This is a genomic window from Pseudomonas sp. DE0157, from assembly GCF_007678615.1.
Taxonomy (GTDB): Bacteria; Pseudomonadota; Gammaproteobacteria; order Pseudomonadales; family Pseudomonadaceae; genus Aquipseudomonas; species Aquipseudomonas parafulva_B.
Genome location: NZ_VEJN01000018.1, coordinates 24,334 through 39,890, shown reverse-complemented (window position 1 = coordinate 39,890; position 15,557 = coordinate 24,334). Strand labels below are relative to the sequence as shown.

Genomic DNA, 15,557 nt, shown 5'->3' with positions numbered 1-15,557 from the left:
GCGCCAGGCCGGCGCCGTCAGTTGGAATAGGGAATGCCAGGTCACCCAGGCACGGAGGTACGCTCCAGGCCCTGGCTGCGGTGGATGGTTGCGCGCTCTCGGCCGCTTACGCTCCCGAAGGGTACGGTTATCCCGAAGGGCCGCCGTGCTCGGCTACGTGATTCAGGAAGTGATGCTGCCAGCCAGAGCACTGGCCAGCATGAAGGCGGTACAGGCGAAGAGGGCAGAGAAGGAGCCGCGCCAGATGACCAGGCGACGGGCGCGCTGGTAGCGGGTCATTGCTGAGTCACCCATGGATGCTTAGAAAGGTGGGCAATGACCTCTTTCTGTATAATCTCCGCAAGAGCCTCATCAGAAGGCAGGCAACCAGTCGTGGCTATGTTGATAGTCAACGACTCGCGCACAGCGTCATCGCGCAAGAAATCAATATCAAGAAGCAGGCAGACCTCGCTCATGCCCGCACCTCATATCCAACCGTCCACTCGCCGCACATCCACCAGCTTTTGGTGATTGCCTCGGGGTTCTCGATGAATGCCTCTGCTGCTGCCTGCTTGGCTTCGAAGAGAGTCGGGCCTTTGAACAGCATCAGAACGCGGTCTCTGGGCAGAGCCAGTGCCTCGGGCAGCTCGGCGATCTGCTCATCGATGAGCGTTGGGAAAATGGGAGTAGTCACGCGACCTCCTTGCGCCCATCAACAATCTTGTTGAGGCGCCCGCAATAGTGGTTGAACTCTTCGATGGTGATGCGCTGGTCGCTCATCATTTCCGTGAGCGTGCGCTGGACAAGCGCAGAGCAGACGATCGGCGTGGCTGGGTCGGCGAGGGCGTCAAGCTCCTCGTCGATTAGCACATGGGGGCTTCTCATAGCTCATCCTCGGCCTGGGCCACCAAACCGTCCTTTACCAATGGCTGGAGAAGGGTGCGCGCTATCTCGCGCAGCACAGTGTCGGTATTCGGTACCGCCATGAGCTCGTCGGCTGCTGTACGCGCCTCGCTGCCGATCTTGAAGTGGGCAGCCAGGACCAGCCTGCCCAGCACTGACTTGCTCGCGCCCTGTAGCCCGAGCTGGCCCATAGCGAACTCGTCCACGGCTTCGGCGAAGCGCTCTTGCGTTACGCCCTGCTGGGGGCGCATACGGCGCTGAAACAGGTAATCCGCGCCGCGCATCAGCTGGTCGATGCCTTCCTCGATCCAGTGACGTTCTGCGCGCTCCTGGGGCGTTTCACTCACCTCAGGAGGCAACTGGTTGTCGTACTGCCATTGTGCTGCTTGAAGTGCGGACATGGTCGCCTCCAGGTGGTGGGTTACTCGGTGGGTGGGGAAGGGAGGGGCTGCCAGTGGGTAACGGGGAAAATGTCGTCTCCGTTCTCATCGCAGAACCCAGTGTCGCCGTCGTGGATTCCTGGCTCGTGCATGAAGTACTGCCCGGACATGACCCTGAGATCAGACGAGTACACGAGTACGCGCTGGCCCTGATCTGGAATCCTGTCCAGGAGCTTGATCCAGCCGCTCATGGCTCTTCACCACAGCGCCGGCGCTCGGTTGCCATTTCCATATCCAGATCGTGCCGCTCCTCGCTGATAAGCTCAGCTACGGCCTTTTCGACTTGATCCATGGCCTGCTGCTCGTCAGTGGCGCGGCGAATCATCACGCGCAGCAACTGAATGGCCGCATCAAGGCGCGTCGGGTAGACATGGGCCGAAAATCCGCCGGCCTCAGGCTCTTGAATCATGATCTGGCCGGAAACGCTCATTCCGCTCATTGAGTGATCCTCTGGACCGCATTGGCCAGGAGCCAGGCGAAGGTGACCAAACCCACCGTGAAAGGTGGCCTGGCGCCTGCCAATGCGGTCGATGTGAAGGGAAGGGGTGATGCAGATGCCGGGCGCTACCCCGGCAGCTGGCTTGGCGTGGACCCATCCAGCGGCGCAATTCGTTTACCCCCGGAGCGAGGGAAGGGACGTCCACAGGTGCTTCGTTAACCGCGCCCTCAGCTGGGCGCTTCTCTGCATCGGTGAACGATCTGCGGATGGAGTCGAACCACCCAGGAACACCGGTATCAGCGGAACCGCCTGACAAGGGTCGGCCCTTTACGGCATCCCCGGCGCCGGGGAGAGCCCTACTGAATTCAACAGATCGCTCACCGATGCACCCTGCGATGGGGAGCAGGGCATCGGGCCGTCTTTCCGGCTGTCAGGGAGTCAATCGTCGGCGTCTTCCTCTTCCATAGCATTCAGCTGCATCTCGATGATGCTTGCTGCCTCCTCCAATCCGTCGATGACCTCGGAGCGCGGCAGGCTGGTATCGCCAAAGAAGTCCTGGATGTTTTCGATCAGTTGCTCTTTCGTGATGCTCATGGTTTTGCTCCGCTGGTTTGATTTCCCGTCTGGCCCTGTCGCCAAGGCCAGCCAGTGAAATCTGTGTTTCCTCACTGATTGCGCTTTGCCAGGTGCAGACGCCCGTTCTAAGGGCATCCCGGCAGGGAGCGTTTGCAGCGCAACCCTCCATCCGCTTCCCGTGGCCCGGCCTGTGTTTCTGCCGTGCTGACGTTCCGCCTGATTTCGAGCTGGCCAGTTCCAGAGCTGGCATGGAGATCGAAATTTATTGCTCGCCCTGTACCGTTGCCGGGATCGATCTGCGAGGTTCCCATCGATGTGTAAAGAGCGGTCGGCTTGAGGGCCTGTCGAGGGGCTGTGTAGTGCCTCGATGGATTAAAAGTAGCACTGCTGTTATTTGTGAGTCAACAGCAGTGCTGATATTTTTTTGCCGCCCACAAAAAAGCCCGCACTGGGCGGGCTTTAGGGGATAGGCAGATCACTCATCCGGGCTTGGTTTGGCGATGTAGTCCTTGGGAATGTAAGGGACCTTGGTCACCTTCCCATCTTTTGTCTCGAACGAGACTGACTTGGCGCCGCCAAAAGCTGTGGCGTGCGTGTAGATGAAACGCTGCCCGTCTTCCTGGGAGACGACCATGTAAGGATTGCCCATGATCTCGTAAAGCTGATCTTCGGTCATACCAACCTTGACTTGGCTGGCCTGCCCGAAAGTGAATGGAGTGCCTGCACAGCCAACCAGAGCCATTGCCATGGCTGCAAATAGTAGATGTCGGGCGTAGCGGATCATGGATGAACTCCCTGTAAGTTGATATCGACACTAGCGCTCAAGACTGAGCCGCCAGCAGCCATCAAAACCTTTGATGAAGGCTTTGCGTTAACGGCAAGCTTCATCCCCAACGTAATCAGCAATCGACCCAGAGACGATAGGGCCCATCCGCGGATCGGGCTGCGATGCGTTCATTTGCTCGAGAGTTTCTCCGCTGCCTAAGTACTTCACAGTGCGATCCGCACAGTTGTAGAGCCGACGAGAATAAGAGGTTCCACTCGATCCGACGCGTTTCGTTGTGATCGTCCTCTCATTGCCAGAGCCACTGCGCTCCAGAACCGTGAATGTGGCCTTGGAGTCGGAAGGAACGTAAAGGGAGGTATCCCCAAAAGCTAAAGGTGTGATGGTGGAGCAAAGCAAAGCAAGCATCATGCGTGACATCATTTCTCCTTGATGATGATCAAAATTTAGAGGTCTCCGCCTCTCCAAATTACCTTTCCTATGATCCGATGCTCGTTCCCCTTGCTGCGCAGGTGGGACCGATCTGGATACTCGTCCTTGTCTTCGTTGTCGCTACGCAAGGTCCATTGGCCGAGAGGCCCCTGAATCAAGCGCTTCACGATTGCACCGTCGGTACCAGCTAGCACGAACACCTGGCCATCAGTTGGCTCGATCCTCGACTGGTCGACCAGCAGCACGTCTCCGCTGTTGATCGTCGGCCACATGCTTTGCCCCTCGGCGTAGATCACCACTAGGCTTTCAGGCTTCACGCCCTTTGACTTCAGCCAGTCGCGCTTGAATGCCAATGTGGAATGAACCTCTACGTGAGGGTTCTCGCTGCCGAGGCCCGCGGCTGCTTTTGCGTCGTATTGCGGAACGAATGCATAGCGCTCATCTTCGGACTGAGGAACATCAGCCGATTCAGGCAGGGGCGAATTGGCGGCTTGTGCCTCATGATCCATGTGCTGTGCAGCTGAAACTCTTCTGATGCCCGCGGCAAGAGTAGGGCTTACCTCGGCCGGCTCAAAATCTAGAGCCTCGGACAGTTTCACGAGCGCATCGAGATTCAAAGCTACCTTCCCAGTCATGTACTGGCTGACAGTGCTCTGAGGAGATTTCCATTCGCATCGCTCACCGACCTCGGTCTGGGTCAAGGACGGCTTGGTTGGATCTTCCCTAGATTCCTTGACGCGCTTTTTGTAGATGTCATGCAGCCGCTTGGCATCGGCAAGCTGCTCTGCAGACAAAGGGGTTCTGATGGGTTTCTTCATGCGCGTGATTTAGTAGCACAGCTGATTCTTAAGCAAACAGCACTGCTACTCTTTGTCCTTGAATATTGTAAAACAGCAGTGCTAATATCCGACAAAACCCCCATGAGGCAGCCCAGATGAACACTGTTTCCCTTGAGGAATACCTGGCCGGGCATGGAACCCAGAGCGACCTCGCCAAGGCTCTGGGGATTCAGCAAAGCGCCGTCTCCCAAATGTTCCGCGCCAAGCGAGACATCCGAATCACGATGCATGACGACGGGCACATCGAGGCGAATGAGATTCGCCCAATACCTGCTCGCAAGTCGGCTGCGTAACCATTCTTCAATCACAAGGAAATCCCTGAATGCACCTGGACCCCGCCAACAAACGCAGCGAAGTGATCAAGTCGCGCTGGAAGCCTGAAGAGGTCCGAAAGCTGCGCATGGAAGCACGTATGGCCGGCATGCAGCTCGCTACCTACGTGCACGAACTGGCCAATCTTGGCCGTCGCCTGGGCGCTGCTGATCTGCTCCGAGAAATGAACGGTGCCGGTGAGCAGGATAAGACGGCCTGAAGCCCCTATGGAGGGCCTATGCCTGAAACCACCTTCGAATTGCTGCCAATCGAGGTGAAGGCTGAGGTTCGACAGCTGGCTGCCGACCTTGGCTGGAGCCTGGATAGATCGACGGAGGAGTACTTGGAGATGAGTCGCTCACTCGCGGTCCAGGAGCAATTGAGACAAATGCGACACAAGGCCCCGGTGTTGGGGCTGGTAGGGCACAAAAAGGGCCTCGATGTTCCCTGATTGTGAAAAGAAAGAGGCCCTCTTTCGGGCTTCTTACGGGCACAAAAAAGCCGGGATTGCGGCCCGGCTCTCTGCAACACATAACTGAGACCAATTATATGCATACGCAGAACATGAGTCTACAACCCAGCAACATGCCGGCGCCACAAAATGCGAACCACGATTTCGTGGCGCGCACGATGTCTTCGCGTGAAATCGCCGTCCTGACCGGGAAGCAGCACTTCCACGTCAAGCGAGACATCGAAAAGATGCTCGCCGACCTTGGCGAAGATCCATCCAAATCTGGATGCACCTACCTCGATGGCCAGAACCGCCAGCAGACCGAGTACCTGCTCGACCGCGAGCACACCGACTGCCTGCTCACTGGCTACAGCGCAGCAATGCGCATGGCCGTAATCAAGCGCTGGCGCGAGCTGGAGGCCCAGGTTGCCCAGCCCCGCGAGCTCTCCCGCATGGAGCTGATTCAGCTAGCAATGGCTGCTGAACAGGAGAAGCTGCTGATCACCGCCGAGCGCGACCAGGCAGTCGCCACTAAGGCCGAGATCGGCAGTCGCCGCGAAGCAACCGCCATGGCAACCGCATCCGCCGCCGTGCGCCGAGCCAATCAGCTGGAAGCCGAACTGGGTCGAAACACGCGCCATGCCACCGTTACCGCTGTTGAGTCGGCGCTGGGCATCCATCTAGGCAAGCAGGGATTCCGCCCCCTCAAGAAATATTGCAAGGACAACGGCATCACCCCAGAGAAGGTGCCGTGCCCGCGCTATGGAAAGGTGGTCGCCTGGCCTGCTGCTGCCTGGGACCATGTCTACTCCATCAACCTGAGCGTAGCGTTCGGGGGCTCGGCATGAGCGTCCAATCCATGTCCTGGGCCCTGGAACAGCGCGATATCGTGGACGCCACGGCGCGCTACGTGCTTCTGGTCCTGGCCAACTACGCCGACAAGAACGGTCGAGGGGCTTTCCCGTCCTCGGCCAGCATCAGCGATGACACCGGGCTGTCCATCCGCACGGTCAAGTACAAGCTCGACCACCTGCTGGAGATCGGGGTGATTCGACTTGGAAATCAGGCTATTGCCGGCGCCTATATCGACCGTCACGACCGCCGTCCGACCGTCTATGACCTGTGCGTAGAACGGGGTGCAACAGCTGCACCCGGTTCCGAACGGGGTGCAAATGAAGACACAACGGGGTGCAGCTCACGACAGAACGGGGTGCAAACCACGACAGAACGGGGTGCAGGAGCTGCACCCAATCCATCAATAAACCATCAAGGAACCATCAAAGAACCGAGGGGGGCAGTCGCTGACGCTCCTGCGGCTCCGAAGAAGGCTCCTAAGTTCGATCCGATGACTGCCAAGCCGGCAAACGTCAGCGATTCCGTATGGGCTGATTGGTGCCAGCACCGCAAGGAAATTGGCAAGCGGATGACCAAGACCTCCTGCGAGCGCCAGGCCGCCCAGCTGGCTAAGCACCACGCACCTGAGGCCGTGATCAACCAGTCGATCAGCAACGGCTGGACCGGCCTGTTTCCGGAGAAGGTGCTGCCGGGTGCCCAGCAAGGCCAGCGCCGCAGCGGCCCTGACTTCGACGACACAACTTGGGCAAACGACCTGGGGTCCTTATGAGCGCACAACCAAAACTGCGCAGCGTGACGCAGATCATGGCCAAGACCGGCAACCTGCCAGCCGAGGTGCACGCCCCGGCCAAGCAGCTAGACCCTGGCACCACCGAGGTCGTCAACGCCCTGTTCAAGGAGCTGCAGGCCATCTTCCCAGCGTGGAAGCAGGCCTGGCCGGACGATGACGCGCTGAAGGCTGCCAAACGCAGCTGGATCAAGTCCTTCGTCGCCGCTGGCATCAACACGCTCGAGCAGATCCGCTTCGGCATCCAGAAGTGCCGGGTGCTGGGCACCGACTTCGCCCCGAGCAGCGGCAAGTTCATCAAGCTGTGCCAGCCGACCCCGGAGGAGATGGGCATTCCGCCGCTTGCGAGGGCCCTGGCAGAGGCGCTGGAGAACTTCCACCCCAGCAGGGCAGGGTCACGCGTTTGGACGCACGCAGCGGTGCGCCACGCGGCTCTGCAGTGTGAGGCGCAGAACCTGGGATCGATGGAGGTGGAGCGGGCCGAGAAGGTTTTCGCCCGGGCCTACGACATCACCATTCGCATGCTGGTTGCCGGCGAGCCTCTGGGCGATATCGCCACCGGCATCGGCCACGACAGCCAGAAGGGCGCCGCGCAGCTGGCCGACGAGTACGCCAGCCAACGCCAGGCCCGCCTGCTGGACCTGCAACAGATCCCAGCCAGCGCCGCCGCATGCCGTGCACACCTGCTGGCCAAGTTGAACATCAAGCGCGCCGGGCAGCCGGCCGGGGAGGGGGTGTGAGCCTCGTTCGAGAAAACCTGATGACCCGAGAAGGCTACTCGCCGTACTGCGGTGGTGAGCGTTGCCCGCACCTGATGCCGCGCACCTCCTGGGATGGCGAGCAGTTCAAGTGTCGGTGCGGGTGGCGGTCGCAGTTCCCGGCCGACTTCATCGCCGAATACAAGGCCAAGTGGCACGCGCAGGAGAAGCACTGATGGACACCAACAAGGTGCGCGACAGCGTGCGCGAGCAGTTCGAGAAGTTCGCGCTTAGCCCAGAGGGCGGCCTATTCGCCGGCCACCTGGCCAAAGGTGAGGACGGCGAGTACCTGAACTATGCGGCGCAGTGTTATTGGCTGTTCTGGCAGGCCTCCCGCGAGGCGGTGGCTGTCGTGCTTCCTGGCGAGGAGCCGGGGTACATGTACTACGCGCCGGATGTTTTGGCAGCCATTGAGGCCCAAGGCCTGAAGGTGACCCCATGAGGCGCTATCACTGGATCGATACCCCACAGAGCATCGAGTACTGCGTGATGTATTGCGTTGAGGATGCCCCAGGCTTTGCCCAGCACTTCCAGCATCAGCTCTCGAAAAAGGGAAGAGATTTCACGGTCAAGCAGATTTCGGCTGCCTTGCAGCGCCTGAAAAAGGATGGGCTGGTCAGCAATAAAGGCTCGTTTTGGCAAATGCCGGAGGTGACCCCATGAAACGCGTATGGACCGTAATCGTAGGCCCCAAGGCTTTCCAGATGGTGCTGATGGAGCAGAGCCTGGACCGTGCGGGTGCGCTGCGTGAGGCGCAGTTGATCTGGCCTGAGTGTGAGGTGGCGTGATGACCGACAAGATCAGCGTTAACAGCACCACCAGGCTCTCCGAGGCCATCAGCAAGCTGACCAGCATGTTTCGCGACAATAAATTCGTGGTGGTCAGCCTGCGCCCTGGCAAGGACCGCACCCTGGACCAGAACGCCCTGTGGTTCGCGTTCTACAAGCGCATCGCGGAGATGACCCAGATCGGTGACGCGGCCGACGCCCGGCGCTATTGCAAGCTGCACATCGGCGTGCAGATCCTGCTCAACGAAGACGCCGAATTCCAGCAGGCCTGGTATCGGGTCATGCGCCACCTACCGTACGAGGAGAAGCTGGCGATGATGGGCGAGTGCAAGCTGTTTGGCCCAGACGGTTTCCCGGTGACCAGCCTGTTCAATCGCGCGCAGGGCGTGGCCTACACCGACCGCATCCTGGCCGAGTTCACACCCAGAGGCGTTTTCTTCGGCGACCTGGTGGGCGAGGTGGCGGCATGAAGCATGGATATTCAGCGATCACTGCGCTCTTGGGCGGCGCGCTTGCAGCGCAGCTGGCAATGGTCGGCGTGTACATGAACGGCCCGGCCTTTTGGACGATCTTCGGTACCGCGCTTGCCATGGGTGGTGTGTTCTACAAGTGGGGGGACGAGGTATGAGCCATCAATGCGAATGCCACCGCTGCATCAAAGAGCACCGTTTGGGCATGGAAGGCCCGTTAGGCTGGGTACCGCTGTCGTTCACAAAGATGATTTTGTGCCCGGTGTGCGGCTGCAAGCGTTGCCCCCATGCAAGCGATCATGATCTGGCTTGCACCGGCAGCAACGAGCCTGGCCAGCCTGGGAGCGTGTACCAATGACCGCCCTCAAAACACCGAAGCCGAAGAAGTGCAAAGCGCCAGGCTGCGGCCAGCGCTTCAAGCCCATGCTATCGACGCAAAAGGTTTGCAGCCCGGCCTGTGCCCTGGCCATGGCCAAAGACCTGAAGCTGCAGAAGGTCGCGGCCAAGGCCATCACCAAGCAGAAGCGCCAGGACCTCCAGGAGCGTCGCGAGAAGCTCAAGACGAAGGGTGAGCACCTACGGGAGGCCCAAGCCGCGTTCAACGCTTACATCCGCGAGCGTGACCGTTTGGCGGGGTATGCGTGCATCTCCAGCGGGCGACCCCTGGACTGGAACGGTAATGCCGTAGATGCCGGGCACTATCGCAGCACTGGTGCTGCGCCGCACCTGCGCTTCGACGAGAGCAACTGCCACGCACAAAGCAAACACGACAACCGCTACCTGTCCGGGAACGTGGCCGAGTACCGCTTGGGGCTGATCCAGCGCATTGGTCTGGCCGCAGTCGAAGCGCTCGAGGCCGACCAGGCGCCGCGCCGCTACACCATCGAAGACCTGCAGGCCATCAAGGCCCTGTACCGCCAGAAACTTCGTGACCTCAAGAGGGCAGCAGCATGACCTGGACTATCAGCGACACGGCCTGGGCATTGCTGCTGGCCATTGGCGTCATCTCAACATGTTGTGCACTGCACGCCCGATCTATCCAAGTTCGCCTCAAGAAGGAGCAGGGCCGATGAAATACCAAAGCGTGTTGGCAGCAATCGTTCGCGCCCTGGCGGCAGAGGCCATGAGCGGAGTAGGGGGTGGCGACTTCGAGCCGAAGGTGCAGGCATCAAAGCTCAAAGGCGAGGTCACTGGCAAGGATGCAGCCATGCTTCTGGACTGCTGGGTGCATGCCCGCCTGCACAGCAAGCTGATCCCGCGGCACTGGAATGCCCTTACGGCCAGGTTCTCGACCCACAAGGCCAAGAAGGTGGATGCGATCGGCAAGTTGGTGCCGCTGATCGCCACCCAGGCGCCGAACCTGTTCCGGTACAAGGCGGTGACGGCCTGGGCCATCCCGCCCGTGAAGGGCGTGCAGGCGCAGTCGGGACATGAGGTAGCCAGCCGTACTGCCCGAGAGCGCGCAGAGTTCGAGTCGCTGCATGTTGGCGTTGTTCAGCACTTGGCTGGTGGTGACATGCCCGAGGACGCCGGCCAGGCTCGCCGCGAGCAGTACGTGAAGCGCTCAACCGATATGATCGTGCTGCCTGCAGAGTTCTACGACATCAACACGTGGGACAACCAGGGTCTGAACCGGACCACTTACTGGCGATGGAAGAAGGCCATCGAGAAGGTGCTGGATGAGATGGTTGTCGAGGCGCTGGCGGCATCTGCCAAGATTTTGGAGGACGAAGGCATTTTGATGGCAGAAGCGGCTTGACAACCGCGCAACCGTGCAACATTATTCCCTCATCCTGTCATTCCTGCGTGTGTTGAGGATTGACGAACAGAACCCGGCCCTCGCGCCGGGTTTTTTATTGCCCCGAGAGGCCCTCAAGAGTCCCCGGAGGCTCAGTGACTCGATCAACCTGTTGGAGTCTGCTGGCCCTTGGGCTGGCGATGCTCAACTACGTCATGCATCGCGACATCAGCTGCAATGTCTTCTTCGCCACGTTCATCTTCATCCAGGCTCTCAAACGGCCCAGCGAGGAAGACCAGCTGATCGCCACCCGAATGCTCGAGTTCGCCGCCTGCTCAGGTGCTGCGCTGCTCACCTTCGCCATCTTGTCGAGGCTCCTGGGAGTCGAATGGATTCCACCGGCCTCATGGTAGGGCTGGCGATCATCACCACCGCCCACCGGGAGAGCTTATGAGCGCAGATGGGATTTCAAGCGCGATCATAGTCGGTGCGGCAACAGGCGCTGGCGTCGTGTCAGCCACACAGATACCGATTGACCACGTAATCATCATGGGCGCGATTGGCGGGTGCTGTGCCTTCCTGGCCTCCACTGCCGAACTGAAATGGGGGTCGAAGATCCTCTACGCCGTTTTCTCGTTCATCGCTGGCTACCTGGCTGGCCTGGGCATACTGATCCTCTACCCGTACAACGTGGTTGCTGCTGGCGTGGCCCTGGTCATCTCAGCACTGGCCTCTACCATGTTCGGATCACTCAAAGCGTGGTCGGAAGGAGGGAAGAAGCCTGCCTGGGTAGAATTCTTCGAGCGCTTCATCCCTTCCGGCCTACTGCGAGGTAAGCGAGATGAAGGATGACGCGAGCACCATCATAGAAACGCTGTCTGCCTGGATGCATGGGATCTTCGCTTGGGTTCAGGCCGTAGCCCCGGAAGTGCTGCTGACCACACGCGGCATCTGCCACCTGGTGATCTTCCTTATCATCGCCGGGTACCGGAAGAAGACCGACCGCCACCGTCAGTTCGTAGGCCTGATGGCCGGGATGCTGGCGGGGGCGAACCTGGCCGAGGCCTACCGCATCGCCGTCAACTACACATCGTTCCTGGCCCTGGCTCAGTTCCCGCTAACCATCTGCATGGTTGGCTTCATGTTCTTCGTCGTGTACTCACGGGGGAACATGGCCAAGCTGATCCCGCCTCGGTTTGATCGGTTGGTGAGGTAGCGCGCCACAAAATCGACATGCGCCGTTTCGTGGCGCCGGGTTCAGGGTTCAGATTGACCCATGAAGATAAACGGGATCTCAATAAAATCAGATCCGGTGTCTATGGTATAGGCGATTGCGTGCCGCCTCACTATCTCGGCTAGCTGGCGCGCTTCCCAAGGCGCTTCAGGAACTCGAATAACCAGGGTTGCTACCTGGTCGTCCTGATATTGGCTTGGCACTCGCGCGCAGGCATCCGAAGCCGCCAGGAGGGCATCCAGCGGGCTGCTTTTCCCAGGGTCTAGCCTGTAGTACAGGCTGTCTTTTCCGAGAGCCCATGCATAGATGAACTTTGCTGCAGATAGCAGTTGATCATCAGGCGTCGCGTGATCGGGTTTGATGGTTATGTTTTTGTCCCATTGAGCCTGTGAAAACTCGACGGACTTTTGATAGACGTCTAGGCCGGATCTGACCGCCGAAAAGCCGGCTGCCGAGACGGCTGCAATGGCGAGTGCAAGGACCGACGCCTTTGCAACAGAAGCGAACTGCATACCTAGTCCCTCAGTAAAATTCACATCACCTTTAATACTGCCCCAGCGAGGCACCCAAGTCTCAAGGAATTCCCTATGGCGCTGACAGCAAAACAGCAGCGTTTCGTGGAGGAGTACCTGAAAGATCTGAATGCCACGCAGGCCGCGATTCGTGCAGGGTACAGTCAGAAGACAGCCGCATCCATCGGGCAGGAGAACCTGAGAAAACCTGAGATTGAAAAAGCGCTCAGGGAAGCCACTCAGGAGAGGTCGCAGCGAACAGCGATCACCCAGGACTACGTGCTGGCTGGGATCGTTGAGGTCGTTGAGCGCTGCCGCCAGGTTGCGCCAGTGCTGGATCGGTCCGGTGAGCAGATCATCGTAGAGACACCAACCGGTGAGCTGGCCCCAGCCTTCGAGTTCGACGCCAAGAACGTGCTCAAGGGGCTGGAGCTGCTGGGCAAGCACCTGAACTTGTTTTCTGAGAAAGACCCCCTCGACCTTGAGCTCAAGCGGCTTGAGGTAGAGAAGCGGAAGGCAGAGATAAAGCGCATTCAGGATGGTGGCGGTGACGATGGGCTCATACCTCAACGGGTAGAGGTCATTGTCCGGGATGCGAGGAAGCCAGATGCCAACCCTTAACGTCCCGCAGTCGCAATTCATCAACATGCCGCACAAGTTTCGCGGCTTCGTGGCCGGGTTTGGCTCGGGCAAGACCTGGGTTGGCTGCGCAGCGCTGTGCAAGCACGTGTGGGAGTGGCCGCGCATCGACTCTGGCTATTTCGCCCCGACCTACCCGCAGATACGCGACATCTTCTTCCCGACCATTGAGGAAGTGGCGTTCGACTGGGGGCTGAAGGTCAAGACCAAGGAGAGCGACAAGGAGGTCGAGTTCTACAGCGGCGGACAGTACCGCAGCACGACCATCTGCCGCTCGATGGAGAAGCCGCAGACCATCGTGGGCTTCAAGATCGGGCACGCTCTGGTCGATGAGCTGGATGTGCTGCCCAAGCTCAAGGCCGAGCACGCCTGGCGTAAGATCATCGCCCGGATGCGCTACAAGGTCGACGGACTGAAGAACGGCGTGGACGTGACGACTACCCCAGAGGGTTTCAAGTTCGTCTACCAGCAGTTCGTTAAGCAGCTACGCGACAAACCGGCGCTGAACGCCATGTACGGCCTGGTGCAGGCCAGCACGTTCGACAACGAGCTGAACCTGCCGCCCGACTACATACCGTCGCTGATGGATTCGTACCCCGAGCAGCTGATCATGGCCTACCTCAATGGCCAGTTCGTCAACCTGACGTCCGGGACGATCTACACAGCCTATGACCGTAAGCTCAACGCCAGCCAGGAGACCATCCAGCCTGGCGAGGTCCTGTTCATCGGCATGGACTTCAACGTCGGCAAGATGTCAGCGGTCGTCCACGTCAAGCGCCTTGGCCTGCCGCACGCAGTCGACGAGATCATCAACGGTTACGACACGCCGGACATGATCAAGAAGATCAAGGAGCGCTACTGGCTCTACGACGGCACGGACTACCGGAGCACGCGGCAGATCCGGGTTTACCCCGACGCCTCTGGCGACTCGCGCAAGTCCGTGAAGGCTAGCGAGACCGACATCTCCCTGCTCAAGCAGGCGGGCTTCATGGTCTCGGCGCCCGGTAGCAACCCGCCGGTGAAAGACCGCATCAACTCCATGAACGCCATGTTCTGCAACGCCAAGGGCGAACGCCGATACCGCGTGAACGCCGACAAGTGCCCGACCTACGCCGAAGACCTCGAGCAGCAGATCTGGGACACCAACGGCGAGCCTGACAAGAAGCAGGGCAACGACCACCGGCCAGATGCCGGCGGCTACTTCATCCACAAAGAGTACCCAATCACCAAGTACTCCCTCGCAGGTGTCTCCTAATGGGCGTCGTCCGATACTTCAGCGACAAGCTGGTCAACCTGGTGGCGAACCTGGGTACCGATCGCGACAAGGCGTCGAGTTCGATTTACGCGCCCACGCTGCTGAGCGAGCAGGAACTGAGCAACGCCTACCGTGGGGCATGGCTGCCGCGCAAGATCGTCGATATCCCACCGCTGGACGCCACACGGCGCTGGCGGGGCTGGCAGGCCAGCAAGGACCAGATCGAGAAGCTTGAGGCCGAGGAGAAGCGCCTGGACGTTCGCCGGAAGGTGAAGCAGGCCATGACGCGGGCTCGGTTGTTCGGCGGTGCTGCCATCTACATCGGAACCGGGGATCGGGATACCGCGTTGCCGCTCAATCCCGAGAGGATCGGGAAGGGCGGCATCAAGTACCTGACCGTCATGAGCAAGCGCAAGCTGGCCCCGGGTGACATCGAGCAAGACCCTCAATCGGACCTGTTCGACCGGCCCAAGTGGTACACGCTCACCGGTAGCCAGATTCAGGTCCACCCATCGCGGCTGATCATCTTCATCGGCGCTGAACTGCCAGACCCTGAGCTGGACGTCGGCGTCGAGTACGGCTGGGGCGACTCGGTGCTGCAGTCGATCCTGGACACGATTAAGCAGTCGGACAGCACGATGGGCAACGTCGCCAGCCTGGTGTTCGAGGCCAAGGTCGACGTGATCAAGATCCCGGACTTCATGAATCAGCTGCAGGACCCTGCCTACAAGAACCAGGTGCTCGAGCGGCTGAGGCTTGCTGCGATGGCCAAGGGCATCAACGGGCAGATACTGCTGGACGCCCAGGAAGAGTACGACAGCAAGTCGGCCAGCTTCGGCAGCCTGCCGGACATCATCGACCGCTTTCTCCAGGCAGTGGCTGGCGCAGCTGACATACCCCTGACGCGCCTGGCGGGCCAGTCCCCGGCCGGCATGAGCAGCACGGGCGAATCGGACCTGCGCAACTACTACGACCGCATCCAGGCCATGCAGGAGCTGGATATGCGGCCCGCACTGTCCACGCTCGATGAGTGCTTGATTCGTTCCGCCCTCGGCGCGCGCGACCCGAAGATCCACTACGCCTGGCTACCCCTGTGGCAGCCGACAGCCGCCGAGAAGTCGGAAAACGGCAAGCGCACCGCGGAAACGATCAAGACGCTGAAGGAATCGGGTCTGTTCCCAGAAGAAGCGCTGAGCAAGGCCGCCACCAACGTGCTGGTCGAGGAAAGCGTTCTGCCTGGGCTGGAGGCCGCGATTTCCGAGTACGGATCGCAGTTGCCTGACGAGGAAGACCCGGAGATCGACGAGGCCGACCAGGTCGCCCAGCAGCCCAAGGCGCAGCCAACGCAGCAGCAATGACACGGAGT

Annotated in this window: 30 protein-coding genes; 20 read left to right on the top strand and 10 right to left on the bottom strand. The window is 60.0% G+C overall.

The window, feature by feature from the left end; genetic code table 11:
* Window positions 1-275 precede the first annotated feature (275 nt).
* The 9 genes from FS777_RS18720 to FS777_RS18680 all read right to left on the bottom strand — a co-directional run bounded on the left by FS777_RS18720 (window position 276) and on the right by FS777_RS18680 (window position 4,371).
* Window positions 276-455 carry a hypothetical protein gene (locus tag FS777_RS18720; RefSeq protein WP_145257020.1) on the bottom strand — a complete coding sequence of 60 codons (180 nt, stop codon included), beginning with the start codon at window positions 453-455 and terminating at the stop codon, window positions 276-278.
* The gene (locus FS777_RS18715; protein WP_145257017.1) at window positions 452-673 is read right to left on the bottom strand and encodes a hypothetical protein; all 222 of its coding nucleotides are present in this window, start codon (window positions 671-673) and stop codon (window positions 452-454) included. Before FS777_RS18715 ends, FS777_RS18720 begins: the two co-directional genes overlap by 4 nt.
* Entirely contained in the window at window positions 670-864 is a 195-nt protein-coding gene (locus tag FS777_RS18710; protein WP_145257015.1) for a hypothetical protein, read from the bottom strand. Before FS777_RS18710 ends, FS777_RS18715 begins: the two co-directional genes overlap by 4 nt.
* Complete coding sequence (locus tag FS777_RS18705; protein ID WP_145257013.1) at window positions 861-1,283, bottom strand: hypothetical protein; 423 nt, start codon at window positions 1,281-1,283, stop codon at window positions 861-863. The genes FS777_RS18710 and FS777_RS18705 overlap by 4 nt, the downstream gene beginning before the upstream one ends.
* Window positions 1,284-1,303: 20 nt before the next feature.
* Window positions 1,304-1,513 (bottom strand): DUF551 domain-containing protein, encoded by a 210-nt coding sequence (locus FS777_RS21970; protein WP_145257011.1) that lies wholly within the window; start codon window positions 1,511-1,513, stop codon window positions 1,304-1,306.
* Window positions 1,510-1,761: a hypothetical protein gene (locus tag FS777_RS18695; RefSeq protein ID WP_256675202.1), complete on the bottom strand. Its 252-nt coding sequence runs from the start codon at window positions 1,759-1,761 to the stop codon at window positions 1,510-1,512. The genes FS777_RS21970 and FS777_RS18695 overlap by 4 nt, the downstream gene beginning before the upstream one ends.
* Before the next feature lie 438 nt (window positions 1,762-2,199).
* On the bottom strand, window positions 2,200-2,355 hold the full coding sequence (locus FS777_RS21475) for a hypothetical protein (RefSeq protein WP_172402815.1): 156 nt from the start codon (window positions 2,353-2,355) through the stop codon (window positions 2,200-2,202).
* Window positions 2,356-2,812: 457 nt separating this feature from the next.
* Window positions 2,813-3,121: an outer membrane protein assembly factor BamE gene (gene bamE / locus FS777_RS18690; protein WP_145257008.1), complete on the bottom strand. Its 309-nt coding sequence runs from the start codon at window positions 3,119-3,121 to the stop codon at window positions 2,813-2,815.
* Window positions 3,122-3,567: 446 nt separating this feature from the next.
* Complete coding sequence (locus tag FS777_RS18680) at window positions 3,568-4,371, bottom strand: LexA family transcriptional regulator (RefSeq protein ID WP_145257002.1); 804 nt, start codon at window positions 4,369-4,371, stop codon at window positions 3,568-3,570.
* A 116-nt stretch (window positions 4,372-4,487) separates the two neighbouring features.
* Between FS777_RS18680 and FS777_RS18675 the strand changes: the two genes are divergently transcribed.
* The 17 genes from FS777_RS18675 to FS777_RS18600 all read left to right on the top strand — a co-directional run bounded on the left by FS777_RS18675 (window position 4,488) and on the right by FS777_RS18600 (window position 11,767).
* Window positions 4,488-4,685, top strand: a complete 198-nt coding sequence (locus FS777_RS18675) for a Cro/CI family transcriptional regulator (protein WP_027916433.1) — start codon at window positions 4,488-4,490, stop codon at window positions 4,683-4,685.
* A 29-nt stretch (window positions 4,686-4,714) separates the two neighbouring features.
* Window positions 4,715-4,924: a hypothetical protein gene (locus tag FS777_RS18670; protein WP_014859732.1), complete on the top strand. Its 210-nt coding sequence runs from the start codon at window positions 4,715-4,717 to the stop codon at window positions 4,922-4,924.
* 18 nt (window positions 4,925-4,942) lie between these two features.
* Window positions 4,943-5,155, top strand: coding sequence for a hypothetical protein (locus tag FS777_RS18665; protein WP_027916432.1), 213 nt, complete (start codon window positions 4,943-4,945; stop codon window positions 5,153-5,155).
* A 179-nt stretch (window positions 5,156-5,334) separates the two neighbouring features.
* Entirely contained in the window at window positions 5,335-6,003 is a 669-nt protein-coding gene (locus tag FS777_RS18660) for a Rha family transcriptional regulator (protein WP_218570386.1), read from the top strand.
* Between the two features lie 11 nt (window positions 6,004-6,014).
* Window positions 6,015-6,779 carry a helix-turn-helix domain-containing protein gene (locus FS777_RS18655; RefSeq protein ID WP_256675201.1) on the top strand — a complete coding sequence of 255 codons (765 nt, stop codon included), beginning with the start codon at window positions 6,015-6,017 and terminating at the stop codon, window positions 6,777-6,779.
* Complete coding sequence (locus tag FS777_RS18650) at window positions 6,776-7,537, top strand: replication protein P (protein WP_145256992.1); 762 nt, start codon at window positions 6,776-6,778, stop codon at window positions 7,535-7,537. The genes FS777_RS18655 and FS777_RS18650 overlap by 4 nt, the downstream gene beginning before the upstream one ends.
* Window positions 7,534-7,731 (top strand): hypothetical protein, encoded by a 198-nt coding sequence (locus FS777_RS18645; RefSeq protein WP_145256989.1) that lies wholly within the window; start codon window positions 7,534-7,536, stop codon window positions 7,729-7,731. The genes FS777_RS18650 and FS777_RS18645 overlap by 4 nt, the downstream gene beginning before the upstream one ends.
* Window positions 7,731-7,997: a hypothetical protein gene (locus FS777_RS18640; RefSeq protein ID WP_145256986.1), complete on the top strand. Its 267-nt coding sequence runs from the start codon at window positions 7,731-7,733 to the stop codon at window positions 7,995-7,997. The genes FS777_RS18645 and FS777_RS18640 overlap by 1 nt, the downstream gene beginning before the upstream one ends.
* Window positions 7,994-8,218, top strand: coding sequence for a hypothetical protein (locus tag FS777_RS18635; protein ID WP_145256983.1), 225 nt, complete (start codon window positions 7,994-7,996; stop codon window positions 8,216-8,218). The genes FS777_RS18640 and FS777_RS18635 overlap by 4 nt, the downstream gene beginning before the upstream one ends.
* Window positions 8,215-8,343 (top strand): hypothetical protein, encoded by a 129-nt coding sequence (locus FS777_RS21760; RefSeq protein ID WP_255326967.1) that lies wholly within the window; start codon window positions 8,215-8,217, stop codon window positions 8,341-8,343. The genes FS777_RS18635 and FS777_RS21760 overlap by 4 nt, the downstream gene beginning before the upstream one ends.
* Window positions 8,343-8,813, top strand: a complete 471-nt coding sequence (locus FS777_RS18630; protein ID WP_145256980.1) for a hypothetical protein — start codon at window positions 8,343-8,345, stop codon at window positions 8,811-8,813. Before FS777_RS21760 ends, FS777_RS18630 begins: the two co-directional genes overlap by 1 nt.
* On the top strand, window positions 8,810-8,971 hold the full coding sequence (locus FS777_RS21470) for a hypothetical protein (RefSeq protein ID WP_178091293.1): 162 nt from the start codon (window positions 8,810-8,812) through the stop codon (window positions 8,969-8,971). Before FS777_RS18630 ends, FS777_RS21470 begins: the two co-directional genes overlap by 4 nt.
* A gap of 196 nt (window positions 8,972-9,167) precedes the next feature.
* The gene (locus FS777_RS18620) at window positions 9,168-9,767 is read left to right on the top strand and encodes a recombination protein NinG (RefSeq protein WP_145256974.1); all 600 of its coding nucleotides are present in this window, start codon (window positions 9,168-9,170) and stop codon (window positions 9,765-9,767) included.
* 115 nt (window positions 9,768-9,882) lie between these two features.
* Window positions 9,883-10,572, top strand: a complete 690-nt coding sequence (locus FS777_RS18615; protein WP_145256969.1) for a hypothetical protein — start codon at window positions 9,883-9,885, stop codon at window positions 10,570-10,572.
* Window positions 10,573-10,706: 134 nt separating this feature from the next.
* Entirely contained in the window at window positions 10,707-10,964 is a 258-nt protein-coding gene (locus FS777_RS18610; protein ID WP_145256967.1) for a hypothetical protein, read from the top strand.
* 37 nt (window positions 10,965-11,001) lie between these two features.
* Complete coding sequence (locus tag FS777_RS18605; RefSeq protein WP_144188813.1) at window positions 11,002-11,403, top strand: putative holin; 402 nt, start codon at window positions 11,002-11,004, stop codon at window positions 11,401-11,403.
* Complete coding sequence (locus tag FS777_RS18600; RefSeq protein WP_145256964.1) at window positions 11,393-11,767, top strand: phage holin family protein; 375 nt, start codon at window positions 11,393-11,395, stop codon at window positions 11,765-11,767. The genes FS777_RS18605 and FS777_RS18600 overlap by 11 nt, the downstream gene beginning before the upstream one ends.
* A 41-nt stretch (window positions 11,768-11,808) precedes the next feature.
* Here FS777_RS18600 and FS777_RS18595 read toward each other — a convergent pair whose 3' ends face one another.
* Window positions 11,809-12,297, bottom strand: coding sequence for a hypothetical protein (locus tag FS777_RS18595; RefSeq protein ID WP_145256961.1), 489 nt, complete (start codon window positions 12,295-12,297; stop codon window positions 11,809-11,811).
* Window positions 12,298-12,372: 75 nt separating this feature from the next.
* Here FS777_RS18595 and FS777_RS18590 point away from each other — a divergent pair, with 75 nt between their 5' ends.
* From FS777_RS18590 to FS777_RS18580, 3 genes are read left to right on the top strand one after another with little or no spacing between them, the layout of a single operon-like run.
* Window positions 12,373-12,918 carry a terminase small subunit gene (locus tag FS777_RS18590; protein ID WP_145256958.1) on the top strand — a complete coding sequence of 182 codons (546 nt, stop codon included), beginning with the start codon at window positions 12,373-12,375 and terminating at the stop codon, window positions 12,916-12,918.
* Window positions 12,905-14,191, top strand: a complete 1,287-nt coding sequence (locus tag FS777_RS18585; protein ID WP_145256955.1) for a terminase large subunit domain-containing protein — start codon at window positions 12,905-12,907, stop codon at window positions 14,189-14,191. Before FS777_RS18590 ends, FS777_RS18585 begins: the two co-directional genes overlap by 14 nt.
* Window positions 14,191-15,549 (top strand): DUF1073 domain-containing protein, encoded by a 1,359-nt coding sequence (locus tag FS777_RS18580; protein ID WP_145256952.1) that lies wholly within the window; start codon window positions 14,191-14,193, stop codon window positions 15,547-15,549. Before FS777_RS18585 ends, FS777_RS18580 begins: the two co-directional genes overlap by 1 nt.
* The last annotated feature ends 8 nt before the right edge of the window (window positions 15,550-15,557 follow it).

Excerpts from the sequence above, each read along its gene's own strand:
- FS777_RS18600 (WP_145256964.1), top strand. The coding sequence starts at position 11,393 with ATGAAGGATGACGCGAGCACCATCATAGAAACGCTGTCTGCCTGGATG.
- FS777_RS18590 (WP_145256958.1), top strand. The coding sequence starts at position 12,373 with ATGGCGCTGACAGCAAAACAGCAGCGTTTCGTGGAGGAGTACCTGAAA.
- FS777_RS18615 (WP_145256969.1), top strand. The coding sequence starts at position 9,883 with ATGAAATACCAAAGCGTGTTGGCAGCAATCGTTCGCGCCCTGGCGGCA.
- FS777_RS18680 (WP_145257002.1), bottom strand. The coding sequence starts at position 4,371 with ATGAAGAAACCCATCAGAACCCCTTTGTCTGCAGAGCAGCTTGCCGAT.
- FS777_RS21475 (WP_172402815.1), bottom strand. The coding sequence starts at position 2,355 with ATGAGCATCACGAAAGAGCAACTGATCGAAAACATCCAGGACTTCTTT.
- bamE (WP_145257008.1), bottom strand. The coding sequence starts at position 3,121 with ATGATCCGCTACGCCCGACATCTACTATTTGCAGCCATGGCAATGGCT.
- FS777_RS21470 (WP_178091293.1), top strand. The coding sequence starts at position 8,810 with ATGAAGCATGGATATTCAGCGATCACTGCGCTCTTGGGCGGCGCGCTT.
- FS777_RS18660 (WP_218570386.1), top strand. The coding sequence starts at position 5,335 with ATGTCTTCGCGTGAAATCGCCGTCCTGACCGGGAAGCAGCACTTCCAC.
- FS777_RS18640 (WP_145256986.1), top strand. The coding sequence starts at position 7,731 with ATGGACACCAACAAGGTGCGCGACAGCGTGCGCGAGCAGTTCGAGAAG.
- FS777_RS18665 (WP_027916432.1), top strand. The coding sequence starts at position 4,943 with ATGCCTGAAACCACCTTCGAATTGCTGCCAATCGAGGTGAAGGCTGAG.
- FS777_RS18605 (WP_144188813.1), top strand. The coding sequence starts at position 11,002 with ATGAGCGCAGATGGGATTTCAAGCGCGATCATAGTCGGTGCGGCAACA.
- FS777_RS18585 (WP_145256955.1), top strand. The coding sequence starts at position 12,905 with ATGCCAACCCTTAACGTCCCGCAGTCGCAATTCATCAACATGCCGCAC.
- FS777_RS18655 (WP_256675201.1), top strand. The coding sequence starts at position 6,015 with ATGTCCTGGGCCCTGGAACAGCGCGATATCGTGGACGCCACGGCGCGC.
- FS777_RS18630 (WP_145256980.1), top strand. The coding sequence starts at position 8,343 with ATGACCGACAAGATCAGCGTTAACAGCACCACCAGGCTCTCCGAGGCC.
- FS777_RS21970 (WP_145257011.1), bottom strand. The coding sequence starts at position 1,513 with ATGAGCGGCTGGATCAAGCTCCTGGACAGGATTCCAGATCAGGGCCAG.
- FS777_RS18670 (WP_014859732.1), top strand. The coding sequence starts at position 4,715 with ATGCACCTGGACCCCGCCAACAAACGCAGCGAAGTGATCAAGTCGCGC.
- FS777_RS18720 (WP_145257020.1), bottom strand. The coding sequence starts at position 455 with ATGAGCGAGGTCTGCCTGCTTCTTGATATTGATTTCTTGCGCGATGAC.
- FS777_RS18675 (WP_027916433.1), top strand. The coding sequence starts at position 4,488 with ATGAACACTGTTTCCCTTGAGGAATACCTGGCCGGGCATGGAACCCAG.
- FS777_RS18635 (WP_145256983.1), top strand. The coding sequence starts at position 7,994 with ATGAGGCGCTATCACTGGATCGATACCCCACAGAGCATCGAGTACTGC.
- FS777_RS21760 (WP_255326967.1), top strand. The coding sequence starts at position 8,215 with ATGAAACGCGTATGGACCGTAATCGTAGGCCCCAAGGCTTTCCAGATG.
- FS777_RS18710 (WP_145257015.1), bottom strand. The coding sequence starts at position 864 with ATGAGAAGCCCCCATGTGCTAATCGACGAGGAGCTTGACGCCCTCGCC.
- FS777_RS18705 (WP_145257013.1), bottom strand. The coding sequence starts at position 1,283 with ATGTCCGCACTTCAAGCAGCACAATGGCAGTACGACAACCAGTTGCCT.
- FS777_RS18695 (WP_256675202.1), bottom strand. The coding sequence starts at position 1,761 with ATGAGCGGAATGAGCGTTTCCGGCCAGATCATGATTCAAGAGCCTGAG.
- FS777_RS18595 (WP_145256961.1), bottom strand. The coding sequence starts at position 12,297 with ATGCAGTTCGCTTCTGTTGCAAAGGCGTCGGTCCTTGCACTCGCCATT.
- FS777_RS18620 (WP_145256974.1), top strand. The coding sequence starts at position 9,168 with ATGACCGCCCTCAAAACACCGAAGCCGAAGAAGTGCAAAGCGCCAGGC.
- FS777_RS18650 (WP_145256992.1), top strand. The coding sequence starts at position 6,776 with ATGAGCGCACAACCAAAACTGCGCAGCGTGACGCAGATCATGGCCAAG.
- FS777_RS18580 (WP_145256952.1), top strand. The coding sequence starts at position 14,191 with ATGGGCGTCGTCCGATACTTCAGCGACAAGCTGGTCAACCTGGTGGCG.